General features: G+C 74.7%; 15 protein-coding genes. 10 read left to right on the forward strand and 5 right to left on the reverse strand.

The window, feature by feature from the left end; all coding sequences use genetic code 11:
• Positions 1-52: 52 nt before the first annotated feature.
• The 3 genes from ACFP3V_RS08575 to ACFP3V_RS08585 all read left to right on the forward strand — a co-directional run bounded on the left by ACFP3V_RS08575 (position 53) and on the right by ACFP3V_RS08585 (position 1117).
• Entirely contained in the window at positions 53-337 is a 285-nt protein-coding gene (locus ACFP3V_RS08575; RefSeq protein ID WP_380581516.1) for a hypothetical protein, read from the forward strand.
• A gap of 13 nt (positions 338-350) precedes the next feature.
• Positions 351-506 (forward strand): hypothetical protein, encoded by a 156-nt coding sequence (locus tag ACFP3V_RS08580; protein WP_380581519.1) that lies wholly within the window; start codon positions 351-353, stop codon positions 504-506.
• 101 nt (positions 507-607) lie between these two features.
• Positions 608-1117, forward strand: a complete 510-nt coding sequence (locus tag ACFP3V_RS08585) for a hypothetical protein (RefSeq protein WP_380581522.1) — start codon at positions 608-610, stop codon at positions 1115-1117.
• On the opposite strand, the gene ACFP3V_RS08590 is transcribed toward ACFP3V_RS08585, so the two are convergent.
• Positions 1092-2303: a TerD family protein gene (locus tag ACFP3V_RS08590; RefSeq protein ID WP_380581525.1), complete on the reverse strand. Its 1212-nt coding sequence runs from the start codon at positions 2301-2303 to the stop codon at positions 1092-1094. The two genes, ACFP3V_RS08585 and ACFP3V_RS08590, sit on opposite strands and share 26 nt — an antisense overlap.
• 501 nt (positions 2304-2804) lie before the next feature.
• Here ACFP3V_RS08590 and ACFP3V_RS08595 point away from each other — a divergent pair.
• The 7 genes from ACFP3V_RS08595 to ACFP3V_RS08625 all read left to right on the forward strand — a co-directional run bounded on the left by ACFP3V_RS08595 (position 2805) and on the right by ACFP3V_RS08625 (position 13834).
• A complete protein-coding gene (locus tag ACFP3V_RS08595; protein WP_380581528.1) occupies positions 2805-4262 on the forward strand; it encodes an aldehyde dehydrogenase (NADP(+)) in 1458 nt (485 codons plus the stop codon).
• A gap of 56 nt (positions 4263-4318) precedes the next feature.
• Positions 4319-6820, forward strand: coding sequence for an aminopeptidase N (gene pepN, locus ACFP3V_RS08600; protein WP_380581530.1), 2502 nt, complete (start codon positions 4319-4321; stop codon positions 6818-6820).
• Between the two features lie 4 nt (positions 6821-6824).
• A complete protein-coding gene (locus ACFP3V_RS08605; protein ID WP_380581532.1) occupies positions 6825-7937 on the forward strand; it encodes an amidohydrolase family protein in 1113 nt (370 codons plus the stop codon).
• A 327-nt stretch (positions 7938-8264) separates the two neighbouring features.
• A complete protein-coding gene (locus tag ACFP3V_RS08610) occupies positions 8265-10937 on the forward strand; it encodes an ATP-binding protein (protein WP_380581534.1) in 2673 nt (890 codons plus the stop codon).
• A gap of 39 nt (positions 10938-10976) precedes the next feature.
• Positions 10977-11660 carry a uracil-DNA glycosylase gene (locus ACFP3V_RS08615; RefSeq protein WP_380581536.1) on the forward strand — a complete coding sequence of 228 codons (684 nt, stop codon included), beginning with the start codon at positions 10977-10979 and terminating at the stop codon, positions 11658-11660.
• Positions 11661-11732: 72 nt separating this feature from the next.
• The gene (locus ACFP3V_RS08620; protein WP_380581538.1) at positions 11733-12389 is read left to right on the forward strand and encodes a hypothetical protein; all 657 of its coding nucleotides are present in this window, start codon (positions 11733-11735) and stop codon (positions 12387-12389) included.
• Between the two features lie 338 nt (positions 12390-12727).
• Positions 12728-13834 (forward strand): SCO1860 family LAETG-anchored protein, encoded by a 1107-nt coding sequence (locus ACFP3V_RS08625; RefSeq protein WP_380581540.1) that lies wholly within the window; start codon positions 12728-12730, stop codon positions 13832-13834.
• A gap of 520 nt (positions 13835-14354) precedes the next feature.
• Here the strand turns inward: ACFP3V_RS08625 and cobC are convergent.
• Genes cobC through ACFP3V_RS08645 form a run of 4 tightly spaced genes read right to left on the reverse strand, consistent with a single transcriptional unit; the run spans position 14355 to position 17218 of the window.
• Positions 14355-15395 carry an Rv2231c family pyridoxal phosphate-dependent protein CobC gene (cobC, locus tag ACFP3V_RS08630; protein ID WP_380581542.1) on the reverse strand — a complete coding sequence of 347 codons (1041 nt, stop codon included), beginning with the start codon at positions 15393-15395 and terminating at the stop codon, positions 14355-14357.
• The gene (locus ACFP3V_RS08635; RefSeq protein ID WP_380581544.1) at positions 15385-16365 is read right to left on the reverse strand and encodes a sirohydrochlorin chelatase; all 981 of its coding nucleotides are present in this window, start codon (positions 16363-16365) and stop codon (positions 15385-15387) included. Before ACFP3V_RS08635 ends, cobC begins: the two co-directional genes overlap by 11 nt.
• Complete coding sequence (locus ACFP3V_RS08640; protein ID WP_380581546.1) at positions 16362-16982, reverse strand: precorrin-8X methylmutase; 621 nt, start codon at positions 16980-16982, stop codon at positions 16362-16364. Before ACFP3V_RS08640 ends, ACFP3V_RS08635 begins: the two co-directional genes overlap by 4 nt.
• Complete coding sequence (locus ACFP3V_RS08645) at positions 16979-17218, reverse strand: DUF362 domain-containing protein (protein ID WP_380581548.1); 240 nt, start codon at positions 17216-17218, stop codon at positions 16979-16981. The genes ACFP3V_RS08640 and ACFP3V_RS08645 overlap by 4 nt, the downstream gene beginning before the upstream one ends.
• Position 17219 lies beyond the last annotated feature (1 nt).

Here is a 17219-nt window from a genome sequence, read left to right on the forward strand (position 1 = left end):
CGGGGCGTGCCACCGTGGAGGGAGGGCGAGGACGAAGCACGGAGGACGCGCGATGTATGCCTACCTTCCGCCGATCGCCGCGAACAGCGAGGTCGACATCCCCCTCGGGCCCGAACGCTCGGGCCTGTCGCTGTCGCTCGCCCCGCAGGGGGCGACCGCGACGGTGACCGTCACCGGGCACGGCCCGGACGGGTGGGGCACGCCGGTGACGGTGACGCTGCTCGTGGACGGTCCCGGCTGGACGCATCCGCTGCCCGGGGCCGACGCCGTGGACAAGCTCCGGGTGCGCTCGACCGGCGCCCTGCTGGCGTGTGTCGTCGCGGACGGCTCGGGCTGAGTAGAGTCGGCACGTGCACTCCTGGCTGACGCGTCGTCAACGTCTGCTCCAGCGGCTGCGGCTGCGGCTGCTGCGGCTGCGCTGGTCCGGACACCCCGCCGCGGTGTTCGGCGTGATAGCCGGCGCGGCGGTCGCGGTGTCCTGGGTCGTCGGCCTGCTGGTGGACTGAACCGCGCCGGGTAACCGCGGACGGAGCCCTTCCGCTCGTGCGGCCGCCGCGCTAGAACAAGATCGTCAGACAGAGTGCGAGCCCGACCGACGGGGAACCAGGTGCCCGATCCCGCCTACCGCCTGCTGCGTACCGCAGCGGGACACAGCTACCTCCTGCGGACGGGGCCGCAGGAGACCCGTGCGCTGTTCGTCACCGCCCAGGGCGAGGCGCCCTACGGCTGGCAGCGCTACCGCCCCGGCGCGGACGAGGGCCGGATGCTGCTGGACGACCAGGAGTGGGTGCTGGGCAGTCCGGTCCTCGAGGAGCGCGAACTGCCCGACGCCGCGCCGCTGCTGCGGACCAGCCTGGCCCCGGTGCCGGAGTCGAGCGAGGAGCGGTTCGCCCAGATCACCACGGCGAGCGGCGTGGACTACCTGGTGGACCGCTCCCGTCGGCTGCTGTGGAAGCGGACTCCCGTGGGGGAGTGGCGCGTTGTGGACGGCGAGGTGCGGGAGCCGGTCGAGCTGGCGGCGCCGCTGACGCTGACGACGCCGGCCGGCGACGTCGAGGGCGCACGGGTGACCCGGGTCCGGCTGCGCAGCGTCACAGCGCAGCGGCCGCCGACTTGACCATGCCCTTGACCGTGCGCGAGTCGACGTAGTCGCCCAGCGCCGTCATCACCCACTCGCCGCTGAGCATGCGCACCAGCTTGCACATCATCACCCCGGTGCGCGGTTCGGCGTGGGTGAGGTCGAAGCGGACCAGCTCGGCGCCGGTGGCCGCGTCCACCAGGCGGCAGTAGGCCTTGGCCACGTCCGTGAACTTCTGCCCGGAGAAGGAGTTGACGGTGAAGACGAGACCGCTGACCTGGGGCGGCAGGCCCTGCAGGTGGACGTTGATGGTCTCGTCGTCGCCGCTGCCCTCGCCGGTGAGGTTGTCCCCGGCGTGCTGGATGGCCCCGTTGAAGCCCTGGAGGTGCATGAACCAGACCTTCTCCAGCTCCTTGCGGTGGGCGTCGAAGGCGATGACGGAGGCGTCGAGGTCGATGTTCCGCTTGCCGTAGGCGGGTTCCCAGCCCAGGCCCATGCGCACCGAGGAGAGGAAGGGCTTGCCGTCCTTCACCAGGGACACCGAACCGCCCTTGGTGAGTGAGACCTTGCCCTTGTCGAGGGTGACCCGCCCGGGAGCCGGAGCGGCGGCCGGAGCCGGAGCGGTGACCGGAGTCGGAGCGGGAGCGGTGAACGGAGCCGGGGCCTGCGTGGGGGCGGGCGTCGGCGGGGCCAGTGGGAAGTCGTCGGGCACGGCGGCGGGAGCGGCTGCCGCCGGCTCCTCGTCCACGCTGACGCCGAAGTCGGTGGCGATCCCGGCCAGGCCGTCCGCGTAGCCCTGGCCGATCGCGCGCAGCTTCCACGCGCCGCCGCGCCGGTACAGCTCGACCACGATCAGCGCGGTCTCGGTGGACAGCCGGGCGGGCGTGAAGGTGGCGACGACCGCGCCCGAGCCGGTGTCCCGGACGGTGGCCGTGGGCTCGGTCCCGGCGAAGGTGCCCTGGGTGTCGTCCAGGCTGGCGGTGACCACGACCTTCTCCACGTCCGCCGGCACAAGTCCGGTGTCCACCTGGATCCCTGACGGGGTGTAGCGCACCCCCGGCGCCTCGGGCGCGTTGTAGAAGACGAGGTCGGCGTCCGAGCGGACCTTGCCGTCCGGGCCGAGCAGCAGCGCCGACACGTCCAGCGCCTTCGGCGCGGCCACCTCCACGGTCAGCTGCGCGCGCTCGAGCGGCAGGTTGCCGCCGGAGGTGAGGACTGCGGACACGGTGGCCTCCCGGTGCCAGGTGGACTCGGCCGGTGCCGAGTGTCGGTCTGGCACCACCGTAGCGCCGGGAGGCGGCTCGTCAGGGGACCAATCAGGGGATCCGGATGTCAGGGCCTGGTCCGCGGGGAACGGGGGAAGTCGCAGTGGATCGGTGTGGGGGAGGCCCGGCCGGGGCTTCGCGTGACGGTGAACCCCGGTGCCGCTCGCGTCGGGGTCCGTCCGGCCCAGGGCCTGTCCGCGCACTGCCCGGTGACCGCCGTCGCGGTCAGGTCCACGTCCACCCGGCCGCGGACCAGGACCTGCTGACGCCCCGGACGGCCCTGGCCCGGGCGAGGTACGGTGCTGGTGCCCTGACCGGCCGGGTGCACCGGCCCGCGGACCCGGCAGGACACTCCCTAGGCCTCCGGCCGGGAGCCGGCCCAACCGGAGGCGGCGCCCCCGTCCGTCACGGCATGGCGTGACGGGGACTCACCAACTCGCTGACGAGGAGACCGAGCAGTCATGGAACCGGTGCTGAGCCACGACCCGCGCACGGGCGAGCCGCGCAAGGAGGTCGGCGTCGAGGCGGACGCCGCCGCCGTGGACGCGGCGGTGCGCGCCGCGCACTCCACGCTGGAGGCGCTCGCGGACCGCCCGCGCCGCGCGGCCCTGCTGCGCGCCGCCGCCGAGACGGTCGAGGCCCGTGCGGAGCGGCTGATCGCCGCCGCCGACGCGGAGACCGCACTGGGCGTCCCCCGGCTGACCGGTGAACTCGCCCGCGTCGCCTATCAGTTCCGCTTCTTCGCCGGCATCGTCGAGGACGGCTCCTACCTCGGTGTGGTCCGCGACGCGGCCGACCCGTCCGCCGTCCCGCCCCGGCCCGAGCTGGCCCGCTGGAAGGTCCCGCTGGGCGCCGTCGCCGTCTTCGCGGCCTCCAACTTCCCCTTCGCGTTCAGCGTCCCCGGCGGGGACACGGCCAGCGCGCTGGCCGCGGGCTGCCCGGTCGTCGTCAAGGCCCACCCCGACCACCCGGAGACCAGCGAGCTGGCGGCCGCCGCGATCCGCGACGCCGCCGCCTCGCTGGCCCTGCCCGCGGACGTGCTCACCCTGGTCCACGGCCGCCAGGCCGGGGTGGACCTGGTCCAGCACCCGCTGATCTCGGCGGTCGGCTTCACCGGCTCGATCCCGGGCGGGCGCTTCCTGTTCGACCTGGCCGTCTCGCGTCCCGTGCCGATCCCCTTCTACGGCGAGCTGGGCAGCCTCAACCCGGTCCTGGTCACCGAGCGGGCGGCCACCGAGCGGGCCGAGGAGATCGCGACCGGGCTGGTCGGCTCCTACACCCTGGGCCTGGGCCAGTTCTGCACCAAACCCGGCCTGGTCCTGGTCCCGGCCACGGCGGACGGGGACAAGCTGGTGCAGGCGGCGGCCGACGCAGCGTCAGCCGTCGCCCCCGGCACGCTGCTCGACGCCCGGATGCGCGAGCACTTCCTGTCCGGCTTCGCGGCCCGCGCCGCGCAGAGCGGGGTGCGCACCCTGGTCCCGGCGGCTGCCGCGCCCACCGAGGACGCGCCGCAGGCCGTCCGGCCCGGACTGCTGGAGGTGGACGCCGCCGACTTCGACGGCGAGCTGCCCGAGGAGTGCTTCGGCCCGGTCTCCGTCCTGATCCGCTACCGCGACACGGGCGACGTCGAAGCGGTCCTGGCGCGCCTCGGCGGCAACCTCACGGCCACCCTGCACGCCGAGCCCGACGAGCCCGAGGCCGCCGCCTGGCTGTCCCGCCTGGCCCGCTTCGCGGGCCGCGTCCTCTTCGGCGGCTGGTCCACCGGTGTCGCCGTCGCCCCCGCCATGACCCACGGTGGCCCCTACCCCTCCGCCACCTCCGCGACCACGTCGGTCGGCGGCTCCGCGATCGACCGCTGGCTCCGCCCGGTCACCTTCCAGACCGTCCCGCCGCACCTGCTCCCCGCCGAGCTGCGCTGACGCGGGTCCGCCAGGCCGCACGCCCCGCCCCCGGCGGGGCGTGCACAATGATCCCCATGGCTGACCTGACGCGTGCCGAAGCGGTGGAACGACGACGCCTGCTGGAGGTCCGCTCCGCGGAGGTGGAGCTGGACCTGACGCGGGGGGAGGAGGTGTTCGCCTCCCGGACCGTGATCCGGTTCGGCTGCAGCACCCCCGGCGCGGGCACCTTCCTCGACGTCAAGCCGCGCACCCTGCACGGCATCGTGCTCAACGGCCGGGCCCTGGACCCCGCCGCGCTCAGCGACGGGCGGTACCCGCTCACCAGCCTCGCCGCCGACAACGAGCTCGTGGTCGAGGCGGACATGGCCTACTCGCACACCGGCGAGGGCATGCACCGGTACACGGACCCCGCCGACGGCGAGGCGTACGTCTACACGCAGTCCTTCCTCGACGACGGCCCCCGCGTCTTCGCCGCCTTCGACCAGCCCGACCTCAAGGCCCCCTACCAGCTGACCGTCAACGCCCCCGCCGGGTGGACGGTCGTCGGCAACGGCGAGGCCGTCTCCCGGCCCGCCGAGGGGGAGGCCGGTCGCTGGGCGTTCACGCCCACCCAGCCGATCAGCAGCTACCTGGTCAGCGTCGTCGCCGGCCCGCTGCACAGCGTGCTCTCCGAGCACGACGGCATCCCCCTCGGCCTGCACTGCCGCCGCTCGCTGGCCGCGCACCTGGACGCCGACGCCGAGGAGATCCTGGAGACCACCCGGCGCAGCTTCGACCACTACCACCGGATCTTCCGGCAGCGGTACCCCTTCGGCAGCTACGACCAGTGCTTCGTCCCGGAGTTCAACGCCGGCGCGATGGAGAACCCCGGCTGCGTGACCTTCCGCGACGAGTTCGTCTTCCGCTCCCAGGTCGCCGACACCGAGCGCGAGGAGCGGGCCATCGTCGTCGCCCACGAGATGGCGCACATGTGGTTCGGCGACCTGGTCACCATGCGCTGGTGGGACGACCTGTGGCTGAACGAGTCCTTCGCCGAGTACATGGCCTACCAGGTCGTGGCCTCCTCCACCCGCTGGACCGGCGCCTGGACCGGCTTCGCCGCCGACCGCAAGAACTGGGGCTACGCCGCCGACCAGCGGCGCTCCACCCACCCCGTCGCCCCCACCGAGGTCGAGGACACCGCCGCCGCGCTGCAGAACTTCGACGGCATCTCCTACGCCAAGGGCGCGGCCGTGCTGCGCCAACTCGTCGCCTGGCTGGGCGAGAAGGCGTTCCTGGAGGGGGTCAACCGCCACTTCGACCAGCACGCCTTCGGCAACGCCACGCTGCACGACCTGCTCGAGGCCCTCGCCGCCGCCAGCGGCCGGGACGTCCACGGCTGGGCCGAACGGTGGCTGCGCACCAGCGGCGTCGACACGCTGCGGCTGACGGACGGTCAACTCCTGCACGACTCCGCCGACGGCGTGCGGCGCCCGCACCTGCTCAGCACCGCGGGATACACGCGCGACCTCGAAGGCCGGCTGGAGCGGACGGCCCGCACCTCCCTCGAACTCCCCGCCACCGACGAGCCGGTGGCGCTCGACGCGGCCGGGGGTGCCGACCTGCTCGTCCTCAACGACTCCGACCTCGCCTACGCCAAGACCCGCCTGGACGAGAAGTCGTGGCAGGCCGTCACCGCCGCGCTGGCCGAGGTCCCCGACGAGTCCGCGCGCGCCGTGCTGTGGACGGAGGCACGGGACCGGGTCCGCGACGGCGAGCTGGCCCCCGGCGCCTTCCTCGACCTCGTGGACCGCCACCTGCCCGGCGAGCAGTCCGTGCACCTGGTCCAGTCCGTGCTCGGCTTCGCCCAGCAGACCGTGGCCGACCAGTACCTGCCGCCTGCCGCACGACCCACCGCGCTCGCCGGACTGGCCCGGCTCTGCCGGGCGCTGCTGCGCCGCACCGAGGGCGACCTGACCGACAGCGGCCTGCGCCTGATCGCCGTCCGTGGCCTGATCGCCGCCGCGGGATCCCCCAGCGACGTCGCCGAGCTGCAGCAGTGGCTGGCCGAGGGAACCGTCCCCGGCGGCCCCGAGCTCGACCCGGACCTGCGCTGGCAGTTGCTGCTCCGGCTCACCGTGCTGGGCGGCGCGGGGGAGTCCGAGATCGCCGCCGAACTGGCCCGCGACCCCTCCACCACCAGCGAGGAGGGCGCCGCGCGGTGCCGGGCGGCGCTGCCGACCGCCGAGGCGAAGGAGGCCGCCTGGCAGGCGATGTTCCACGGCGAGCTGTCCAACTACCTCCTCGGCGCCACCGCCCAGGGCTTCTGGCAGCCCGAACAGGCCGAACTGGTGCACCCGTTCGTGCCCCGCTTCTTCGCCGACGCGGTGCCCGCCGCCGACCGGCGCGGCCCGGCGGTGGCCCGCCTCCTCGCCCGTAACGGCTTCCCGTCCCAGGCCGCCGAGCCCGCCACGGTCGCCGCCGCCGAGGAGTGCCTGGCCCGCACCGACCTCACCGCCGCGCTGCGCCGCGGCCTGGACGACCAGCTCGACGAACTGCGCCGCGCCGTCCGCGCCCGCGCGCTGGAAGGGAACTGACGCCGTGTCCGACGCCCATGCCCCGGTCCCGGCCCAGGTCATACACGTCCGCGGCCCGGTCCTGGTCGGCCCGGAGGAGGTCCGCGACGAGCTGTGGGTGCTCGACGGCCGGATCACCTTCACCCGGCCCACGGCTCCCGCCACCGCCACGGTGACCGGCTGGACCCTGCCCGGCCTGGTCGACGCCCACTGCCACGTCGGCCTGGACGCCCACGGCGCGGTGGACGAAGCCACCAGCGAGAAGCAGGCCCTGACGGACCGTGACGCCGGCACCCTGCTGATCCGCGACGCCGGCTCCCCGGCCGACACCCGCTGGATCGACGACCGCGAGGACCTGCCCCGGATCATCCGTGCCGGCCGCCACATCGCCCGCACCCGCCGCTACATCCGCAACTTCGCCCACGAGATCGAACCCGGCGACCTGGCGGCCTACGTGCGCCGGGAGGCCCGCGCCGGGGACGGCTGGGTCAAGCTGGTCGGCGACTGGATCGACCGCGAGACCGGCGACCTGGCCCCCAGCTGGCCCCGCTGGGCCGTCGACGAGGCCATCGCCGCCGCACACGAGGAGGGCGCCCGGGTCACCGCGCACTGCTTCGCCGAGTCCTCGCTGCGCGACTTGGTGGAGGCGGGCATCGACTGCGTCGAGCACGCGACGGGACTGACGGAGGAGACCATCCCGCTCTTCGCCGAGCGGGGCGTGGCGATCGTGCCCACGCTGGTCAACATCGCCACCTTTCCGAAGATCGCGGCCTCCGGCGAGGCCAAGTTCCCCCGCTACGCGGCCCACATGCGCGACCTCCACGCCCGCCGCTACGACACGATCGCGGCGGCGCACGAGGCGGGCATCCCCGTCTTCGTCGGCACGGACGCCGGTGGCTCCCTGCCCCACGGCCTCGTCGCGGACGAGGTCGCGGAACTGCACAAGGCCGGGCTGTCCCGGGTAGAGGCCCTCGCGGCGACGACCTGGCACGCCCGGGAGTGGCTCGGCCGCGAGGGCATCGCTGAGGGAGCCCCCGCGGACCTCGTCCTCTACCCCGCCGACCCCCGCGCGGACCTGTCCGTCCTCTCCGCCCCCCTCGCAGTCATCCTCAAGGGCAACCTGATCACCGGCCGCTAGTCGCAGCCCCCTCAGGGGCGCGAGGCTGCAGCCATGCGCGGCTCCGCCGCGTGGGCGCGACCAGCCCACCAAGCACGGGCGCCTGTCCGGCAGCCGGGGCCGGTTCTCCCTGAGCGCTGCACGTCGCAGCGACGCTGGGAGGCGCAGCCTCCAGGGGCGCGAGGAACTGCGCGAACAACACCCCACTCGGGGAGGTCCGGCCCGTTGAGGCGGCCGGACCTCCGTGGGCGGGGGTGTTGCTCGCGCAGTTCCTCGCGCCCCCTGAGGGGCTTCTGTCGGAGCGTCAATCTGCCCCTCCGCCGGGGCTTTCCTCGCTACGCTCGGCGCATGATGCGCAGCAACCTGCTCGAGCGCGAAGCGGAACTCCGCAGCGCCCGGGCCGCGCTGGACCGGCTGGCGCGGGGCTCGCGGGCCGCGTCCGTCGGGGACCGGCTGCTCGTGGTCACCGGTGCGGCGGGTCTCGGGAAGACCAGCGTGCTGGCCGCCGTGCGCGAACTCGCGCACGAGCGCGACCTCATGGTGCTCGCCGCCCGCGGTGGCGAGCGTGAGGCCAACAGCGCCTTCCACGTCGTGCGCGGGCTGCTGCGCCCCCTGCTCGCGGACGCGGACGAGGCCGGGGTGCGGGCCCTCCTCGGTGACTGGCAGGAGATCGTCGGCCCCGCCGTCGGGCTCGCCGCGCCCGAGGGCGCCGCGCCGCCCGACCCGCAAGGTGTGCGGGACGGCCTGGACTGGGTGGTCACCAACCTCGCCCACGCCCGCGGGCCGCTCGTCCTCGTCGTCGACGACGCGCACTGGGCCGACCCCCACTCGCTGTCCTGGCTCGCCGCGTTCGCCTCCCGCCTCGCGGACCTGCCGGTGCTGCTCGCCGTCGCCTACCGGCCCGCCGAACTGCCGGACTGGGCCGAGGCGTTCCGGGCCATGCCCGGGGACAACGGGGTGCGGCCGCTGGGGCTGGAGCCGCTCAGCCCCGAGGCCGTGGCCGAGCTCTGCGCCCGCTTCTACGCCGACAGCCGGCAGCGCGTGGACGAGGCCTTCGGACGCGAGGTGTGGGCGGTCACCGGCGGGAACCCCTTCGAGACCGTCGAACTCGTCGCCAAGGCCCGCGATCGCGGGATCGCCCCCGCGGAGGCGGCGTGGCCGGCGCTGCGCCGCATCGCGCAGGCCACCCAGGGCCGCGGGCTGGTCGAACGGATCGAGCAACTGGGCGGAGCGGCGGTCCAGTTGGCCTGGTGCGTGGCCGTCCTCGGCATCGCGACCCCGCTCGAGCTGGCCGCCCAGGTCGCGTCCCTGTCCCGCGCGGACGCCGAGGAGGCAGCCGAGAGACTGCGCCGGGCCCGGGTGCTGACGGGAGGGCAGGTACTGGAGTTCATCCACCCCCTCGTCGCCAGCAGCGTCTACGGCGCCATCCCCGACGAGCTGCGGACCGGCCTGCACGAGCGAGCCGCGTGGATCCTGGTCGAGACCGGCCGCAGTCCGGTCGTCGTGGCCCGGCACTGGCTCGAGGTGGAGCCGACCGGGAACCCCGACGTCGTCAGCCAACTGCGCGCCGCCGCCGGGATGTTCATGCAGGCCGGCGCGCCCGACGCGGCCCAGCGCTGCCTGCGCCGGGCCGTGGCCGAACCGCCGCCGGACGAGCTGCGCGCCCAGGTGCACTTCGAGCTCGGCAGCTCCACCCTGCTCTACGATCCCCAGGCCACCGTGGACGAGCTGCGCGAGGCCCTGGCCCAGCCGGACCTCTCGCCGGAGCTGCACCTCGGCGCGAGCGTCCTGCTGGCCCAGTCCCTCGCGCACAGCAACCGGCTGTCCGAGGCGGCAGCCTGCATGGCGCGGGAGGCCGCCCGCGCGGCCCGGCCGGACCACCGGTTGCGGCTGGAGGTCTGGGAGTTCATGTGGTGCGCCTTCGACGCGCACGAGCAGGACTCCGAGGCGCGCTCGCAACGCCTTGCCGACCTGGCCCAGTTGCTGGAACTGGAGCACCCCGGCGGCCCGCCGGACACGGCCACCCGTTACGTCTGGGGCCTGCGCGCCTGGGACGCCACCGTCCGTGGGGAGGACCACGCGACCGCACTGCGCTACGCGGACCTGGCCCTGCAGGGCTCCGGCCTGAGCTGGGCGGACCCCGAATGGGGCTTCGAGGTCCCGGTGCTGACGGCGCTCGTCCACATGTTCGCCGACCGCCCCGAGCGTGCCGTCGCGCTCTTCGCCGAGGGGATAGCGGAGTACGAACGCGCGGGCTGGCGCGGGGCGCACCTCGCCTTCGCGCACACCATCCTCGGCTACGTGCACTACCGCAGCGGCGACTTGGCGGACGCTGAGCGCGAGGCCCGCACCGGACTGGACATCGCGGACCGCGTGGGCGAGGGACTGCCCGTCCACTGGTACGCCACCGGCACGCTGATCGCCGTCCTCGTCGCTCGGGGCAAGGTCGCCGAGGCCTCCGAGTACGCGGACGCCTACCGGTTCCAGGCGCCGTTCTCCAACGCGGTCACCTTTCCCGACTCGCAGACGGTCCTCGGCGCCCTGCTCCAGGCGGCGGGCGACCCGGCGGGCGCGGAGGCGGTGCTGCGCGACACGGGCGCCCGCCTGGACCGCCGGGGCATGCGCAACCCGGGCTGGAGCCCGTGGCGCCGCGTGCTCGCCAACGTCCTCGTCGGGGAGGGACGTTCCGGCGAGGCACGGGAACTGGCCCGGGAGTCCCTGCGCTACGCCGAGCGCTTCGGCACCGCGTCCGCCCGTGGCGCCGCCCACCTGGCCGTGGCCGAGACCCTGCCCGCGAACGATCCGGCCCGGCTCGACCACCACCAGCGCGCCGCCGACCTGCTCGCCACCGCACCCGCCCCCTACGAGCGCGCCCGCGCCCAACTCGCCCTGGGACTCGCCCTTCGGGCGGCCCCCGGGCGGGAGAAGGACGCCGACGTCGCGCTGCGCCGGGCCCTGGACACGGCCGAGTCCGTCTCCGCGGAACCCCTGGCCGAGGCGGCCCGGCAGGCGCTCGGGTAGCCGGGCGGAGGGCTGCTCCGTATGGGCTAGGCTCCTGGCATGTCTGCGCGTCCCCTGAGTGAGATCGTCGAGACCGGGTGGGCGAAGGCCCTGGCGCCCGTGGAGGGGCAGATCGCCGCGATGGGGGAGTTCCTGCGCGGCGAGATCGCCCAGCGGCGGACCTACCTGCCCGCCGGCCCGAACATCCTCCGGGCGTTCCAGCAACCGCTCGCGGACGTACGGGTGCTGATCGTGGGTCAGGATCCCTACCCCACCCCGGGCCACGCCGTCGGGCTGTCGTTCTCGGTCGCCCCGGACGTGCGGCCGCTGCCCGGCAGCCTGGTCAACATCTTCCAGGAGTACCAGCAGGACCTCGGCCTGCCCGCGCCCGCGACCGGCGACCTGACGCCGTGGACGCGGCGGGGCGTGCTGCTGCTCAACAGGGTGCTCACCACCGCCCCCCGCAAGCCCGGCGCCCACCGCGGGGCGGGCTGGGAGGCCGTGACCGACCAGGCCATCCGCGCTCTGGTCGAACGCGGCCCGGGCGTCCCACTCGTCGCGATCCTCTGGGGACGCGACGCCCGCAGCCTCAAGCCGCTGCTGGGACAGGTCCCCTGCATCGAGTCGGCCCACCCGAGCCCGATGTCCGCCGACCGCGGCTTCTTCGGCTCCCGGCCGTTCAGCCGGGCCAACGACCTGCTCGCCCGCCAGGGCGCGGATCCGGTCGACTGGCGCCTGCCCTAGCTAGGGGCGGCGGACACCTCCACCGGACCGGTTTCCAGGAGCGGCACCGCCCGGGAGCGGTTCATCGAGCGGGTGCGCGTAGCCGGCGGCTACGAGGATCTTGGAAGAGCTGAAGACCGTACAGACCCGGCCACCGCAACGGCCATCTCGCTCGCCGCTGGCGCCCTCCCCCTGACCCCCGAGCTCTCCGTCGGCCGCACGCTTGAGTTTCTGCCGTTCTTCGTCGCCGGGCTCACCCTGCGCCCAGAAGCCATCAGCTGGTTGCGTGAGAGCCGAGTTCTCAAAGCCGTGGCCCTCCCGCTCCTCGCCGTAGGGGCCTTCGCCGCCTACGTGGTGGCCCCGAGTCTCGGGCTCGGTTGGCTCTACCGCAGCGGCGGGGCCTCCGGGCTCCACGCGTCCTACCTCCACTGGGCGGCGCAGTCCCTGGCCATCAACGTGACAGGAGCTGTGCTCGGCGCCGCGTTCTTGGCCCTGGTCCCCCGTGGTCGGTCATGGGTTTCGGGGCTCGGTGTTGCGAGCATGTGCGCGTTCCTGCTTCACCCGTTCCTCCAGCGCTGGCTGATCCAACAGGGCGTCTACGGAACGGGTTTCGTCCACACCGCGCTCGGACAGCTGGCCTTGACCGCCGGGGCGGCCCTTGCCGCACTACTGCTCTGCAGCCCTCCGATCGCCAAGATCGCCAAACCGTTCATGGAGCCGCGCATGGCGTGGTTCTTCCGACAGGGATAGGCGGCATCCGAAGTAGCTGGGAGGGCGCTCGTTGCGGCTCCGTGTCCTGGACCGGGGTGTGGCGGCCGCCCGCCATCGCGAGGCAACTGTTCAGCTGCCCGTTGGTGTCGACGTAGCCTCGACGACGCGACGGTTGACGCCTCCCCGCTGAACTGCTGTGAAACCTGGGAGCCTTGATGCGTCTTCACTCTTCCGGGTGAACTGACGCCGTGTGCTGACGATGTGACAGAGCGTTCGCCAAGAATGGGCCACGTTCGAGATCGCGGCCGTTCCACCCGCTTGATTCCGAACCCTTCAGCTCTGTTCGTACTTCTGCACTTGGGTGGGGGTTTCACCTTATGTCCCGCATGTACCGCTTCGCCATGCCCGCCTGCGCCTTCGCGTCGGCGGCGCTGCTCGGCATGGCGCAGCCCGCGTTCGCCACCAACGGCGGCGGCGCGCCCGTCGGCACCGCATCCGCCACGACCGCCGAGGTCGGTCTCGACGTCAAGCTGCTCAACGCCGTCGACGTCCCGGTCGAGGCGACGCTCAACCGGATCGACTCCCCGGTCAGCAAGGGCGGCAGTCTGCTCACCGTGAACGTGGACGGCCTGCACCACGGCAGCCCGCTCAGCCTGCTGCGGGCGGACGCGGGCCGCACCTGGGCCACCTCCGACAGCCACGGGTCCCACGCGGGGGTCGAGCTGGTCAAGGCCGACGCACACCTGCCCAGCCTGCTGCTGGCCAGCCTGCTCCAAGCCGACCTGGTGAAGGCCACGGCGGACTGCCCGGCGGGCGGCAGGCCCACGGCGGCGGCCGAAGTGGCCGGGCATGTGAAGGTGTTGGGTATCGGCGTGCAGTTGAAGGTGGGCGGGCCCACGGTGGTGGACGTGCCGCTGGTGGGCAAGGTGAGCCTGGAGCTGAGCAGGACCACGGTGACTGACGACAGCGCGGCTGCGGCGGCGCTGCGGCTGAGCGTGGAGGTGAACCCGCTCAACATCGACGTCGCGAAGATCACCGGAGAGGTGACGCTGGCGCAGGCCTCGTGCACCAAGCCCGCCGGCCAGCAGGGCGGCGGTGGCGGCAACGGCGGTGGCGGGAACGGAGGGGGCTCGTCGGCGTCCGCGTCGCCGTCGGCCTCGCACAGCACGCCTGCCGGGGGCGGCTCCAACGGCGGTGGAGGGACCGGGGGTTGCGGCTGCTCGACGTCCCCCTCGGCCACCGCGAGCGGCACGCGGGCCGGCGGGCCGTCCGCCTCGGCGAGTGGCTCGGTCTCCGCGACGGCGACGGGCGGCGGTGCGGGTTCCGGGGGCGGCGACAACGAGGGCAGCGGTACGGGGGCCGGGCTCGCCACGACGGGAGCGTCCAGTTCGACCCCGCTGATCGCAGGCGGCGCGGTCGTCGCCGTCGGCGCGGGCGTCGGCGCGCTCACGCTGGCCCGCAGGCGGCGCGCCAAGCACGGGTGACCTCCGGTCGGGAGAGCCGGCATCGCCCAGGTGTGTCGGCGCCAGGGAGACCCCCGGTGTCGCAGCCTCAGCGGGCGGCGGGTCCGTGGCGACGGGCTACCGCCCGTCAAGGCCCCTGCAGGGCAAGGCCCTTGGGGTGGCGTGATCGCGCAGGCAGGGAAACCCGGCCGGGGGCGCGCCGCGCCGGTGCGGCCGGGGGGCCGCACCGACGCGGGCCCCTGTGACGCTCTTGCCCGCGCCGCTCTGGGCACGGCGAAGTGGCGCTCGGTCGGTGGATGCCATGGCGAACGGGCCGCCGTTCCTGAAGCGCGTTGTGCTGCACGGCGCTTGGGGGCGGTGGGACCGCGTGGGTGGGGGTCCCGGGCCGGGGCGGTGAGCTGGCGTGGCGGGGGCCGCACCGGCCTGATGGCCGCCGGTGACGCTCGCGTGCTGCCGCTCCGCAGCTGGCGGTGGCCGCCGGTCGCGGAGCGTGGTCCGGGGGTCGGTGGCCGGGCGGTCAGGGGGCGCTCGGCCACCGGGGCTACAGCACCGCGGTGAGCGCAGCGCAGAGGGCGTCGGTCGTGGCGCGGTCGCGGACCGCGACGCGGAGCCAGTCGGTGTCGAGGCCGGGGAAGGTGTCGCCGCGGCGGAGCGCGAAGCCCAGGGCGCGAAGGCGGTCGCGCAGGGCGCTCGCGCCGGGGGTCTGCAGCAGGACGAACGAGGCGCGGGGGAGGCCGTGGACGGTCATCTGCGGGAACTCGGCCAGGCGTTGGAGCAGGTAGGCCCGGTCGTCCGCGGTCTGCCGGGCGGCCGCGTCCGCCTCCGCGAGGGCCGCGGGGGAGCTGCAGGCGATCGCCGCCGCCAGCGCCAAGGACGAGACGGGCCACAGCGGTTGGGCACGTGCCAGCCGGGTGACCAGGGCCTGCTCCGCGAGCAGGTAGCCGACGCGGAGGCCGGCCAGGCCCCAGGTCTTGGTGAGGCTGCGCAGCACCACCAGGCCCGGGAGGTCGCCGCGGCCGGCGAGGGCCTCCGGCTCGCCGGGGACGGTGTCCGCGAAGGCCTCGTCCACGACCAGCACCCGGCCCGGGCGGGCCAGTTGGGCCAGGCTGGCCGCCGGGTGCAGGACGGACGTCGGGTTGGTCGGGTTGCCGACCACGACCAGGTCGGCGTCGGGGGGGACTGCCGCCGGGTCGAGCGTGAACCCGCTCTCCGCACGGAGCACGAGCCGCTCGACCCGGTGGCCGGCGTCGCGCAGAGCCGCTTCCGGCTCGGTGAACTGGGGGTGCACCACCACCGCCCGGCACGGGCGCAGTACCCGGGCGAGCAGCACGAAGGCCTCGGCCGCGCCCGAGGTCAGCAGCACCTCGTCGACCGGGCGGCGGTGCCCGGCGGCCACCGCGGCCCGGGCCTCGCGGCCGTCGGGGTAGGCGGCCAGGCGGCCCAGCTCCTCCGCCAGCAGCGTCCGCAGCCACGTCGGTGGCGTGCCGGTGCGGACGTTGACGGCGAGGTCCACCAGGCCGCCGCCGGCCACCTCGGTGTCGCCGTGGTGGCGGAGCAGGTGGAGCGCGGGCTCAGTGGCCATGGTGGTGGTGTCCGTCGTGACCGTCAGAGTGCCCGTGCGACTGCCCGTGCCCCTTGCCGTGCCCCTGGCCGTGCGAGTGGCCGTGTCCGTGGCTGTGCCCCGGGTCGTCGGGGTGGTGGTGCGGGGTCTGCGGCGCGCCGACCTTGTCCTCGAAGCCGGGCATGGCGATCCGGTACACACAGGTGTCGCAGTTCATCCGCAGGTCCCCGCCGTCCACCACCTCCCGGTAGCGCTCGAGCACCAGGTCCGCCAACTCCTGGGTGGCGCCCATGACTTCGGCCTGCCGCAGTTCGACGTCGGGGTGGGCCGCCGCCCAGTCGCGGGCCTGTTCGGCGACCCGCTCCGGCAGGATGCCGGTGAACAGGAAGTACGGCAGCACCACGATCCGCTTCGCGCCGAGCGCACGGCAGCGGTCCAGACCCGCCGGCACGTCGGGCGCGGCCAGCGAGACGAAGGCGGTCTCGACGCCGGCCAGGCCCCGGCCCTCCCAGAACAGCCGGGCGGTCTTGAACACCTCCGCGTTCGCGTCCGGATCCGTCGAGCCGCGGCCGACCAGCAGCACGGTCGTGTCGGCGCGCTCGTCCGCGGCCAGCACCTCGTCAAGTCGCCGCTCCAGTACGGTCAGCAGCGCCGGGTGCGGGCCCAGCGGGCGCCCGTAGCGGAAGCTGGTGCCGGGGTGGCGCTCCTTCTCGCGCACCAGTGCCGCGGGGATGTCCCCCTTGGCGTGCCCGGCGGAGACCAGGACCAGCGGCACCGCGGCGAAGGAACGGGCGCCACCCGCCACCAGGTCGGCCACGGCGTCGGCGAGCGGGGGCGGGGACAGCTCGATGAAGCCGCCGCCGACGGCGGTCTGCGGCAGGAAGGCCCGCAGCTCGTCGACGAAGCCGCGGAAGGCCTCGGCGCCGGCGTCGTCCCGGGTTCCGTGGCCGACCAGCAGCAGGGCGGGGGCGGGGGCGGTCGGGGCGTTCACAGCGAGGGCTCCTCGGCGGGGTCGGGCAGGTTCTCGTACAGGTCGGGGTAGAGCAGGGCGTTGACGGCCGCGGCGGCCACGGCCGAACCGCCCTTCTCCGAGCGGTTGCTGACGGCGGGCAGGCCGGAGGCGCGCAGCGCCTCCTTGGACTCGACCGCGCCGACGAAGCCCACCGGCAGGCCGATGACCAGGGCGGGCCGGGCGTCCAGGCGGATCAGCTCCTCGAGGGCGGTCGGGGCGCAGCCGATCACCCACACGGCGCCGTGCCCGACCTCCTCCAGCGCCAGGCGGACGGCAGCGGCGGAGCGGGTCAGCCCCACCGAGGGGTCGGCCTTGGCCTCGCGCACCCGGCACAGCGCCGGGCGGCTGGTGATCCCGGCCGCGACCATCTCCACGTCCGCGACGATCGGCGCGCCCGCCGCCAGCGCGTCGGCGGCGGCGCGCAGCACCGGCTCCTCCGCGATCACCAGCTCGTCCAGGTAGCCGAGGTCGGCGCTGGAATGGACGATCCGCTCCGCGACCGCGCGGGCCAGCGGCGGCAGGTGGCCGGTGTCGCGCCGGGCGCGCAGCCGCCGGTAGGACTCCGCCTCGATCGGGTGCACCTGGCGGCGCGTCATCTCCCCACTCCCTCTTGCATGTCGATGATGTCGATGGCGTCCACCGGGCAGACGTCCAGGCACTCCAGGCAGCCGGTGCACAGGTCCGCGCGCACCAGCAGCGGCCGGCCCCCGGGTCGGATCGCGTGCACCGGGCAGGTCAGCAGGCAGGCCCCGCAGCCCTGGCAGCGCTCGGTGACCTCGACCGGCGCGGGCCCGAGCACCGGCCCAGGCGCGGGCTCGGATGCGGTCGTCACG

The sequence above is a fragment of the Streptacidiphilus monticola genome, from assembly GCF_042658505.1.
GTDB classification, from domain to species: Bacteria; Actinomycetota; Actinomycetes; order Streptomycetales; family Streptomycetaceae; genus Streptacidiphilus; species Streptacidiphilus monticola.

Excerpts from the sequence above, each read along its gene's own strand:
- ACFP3V_RS08575 (WP_380581516.1), top strand. The coding sequence starts at position 53 with ATGTATGCCTACCTTCCGCCGATCGCCGCGAACAGCGAGGTCGACATC.
- ACFP3V_RS08595 (WP_380581528.1), top strand. The coding sequence starts at position 2,805 with ATGGAACCGGTGCTGAGCCACGACCCGCGCACGGGCGAGCCGCGCAAG.
- ACFP3V_RS08640 (WP_380581546.1), bottom strand. The coding sequence starts at position 16,982 with ATGACGCGCCGCCAGGTGCACCCGATCGAGGCGGAGTCCTACCGGCGG.
- ACFP3V_RS08610 (WP_380581534.1), top strand. The coding sequence starts at position 8,265 with ATGATGCGCAGCAACCTGCTCGAGCGCGAAGCGGAACTCCGCAGCGCC.
- ACFP3V_RS08625 (WP_380581540.1), top strand. The coding sequence starts at position 12,728 with ATGTCCCGCATGTACCGCTTCGCCATGCCCGCCTGCGCCTTCGCGTCG.
- cobC (WP_380581542.1), bottom strand. The coding sequence starts at position 15,395 with ATGGCCACTGAGCCCGCGCTCCACCTGCTCCGCCACCACGGCGACACC.
- pepN (WP_380581530.1), top strand. The coding sequence starts at position 4,319 with ATGGCTGACCTGACGCGTGCCGAAGCGGTGGAACGACGACGCCTGCTG.
- ACFP3V_RS08615 (WP_380581536.1), top strand. The coding sequence starts at position 10,977 with ATGTCTGCGCGTCCCCTGAGTGAGATCGTCGAGACCGGGTGGGCGAAG.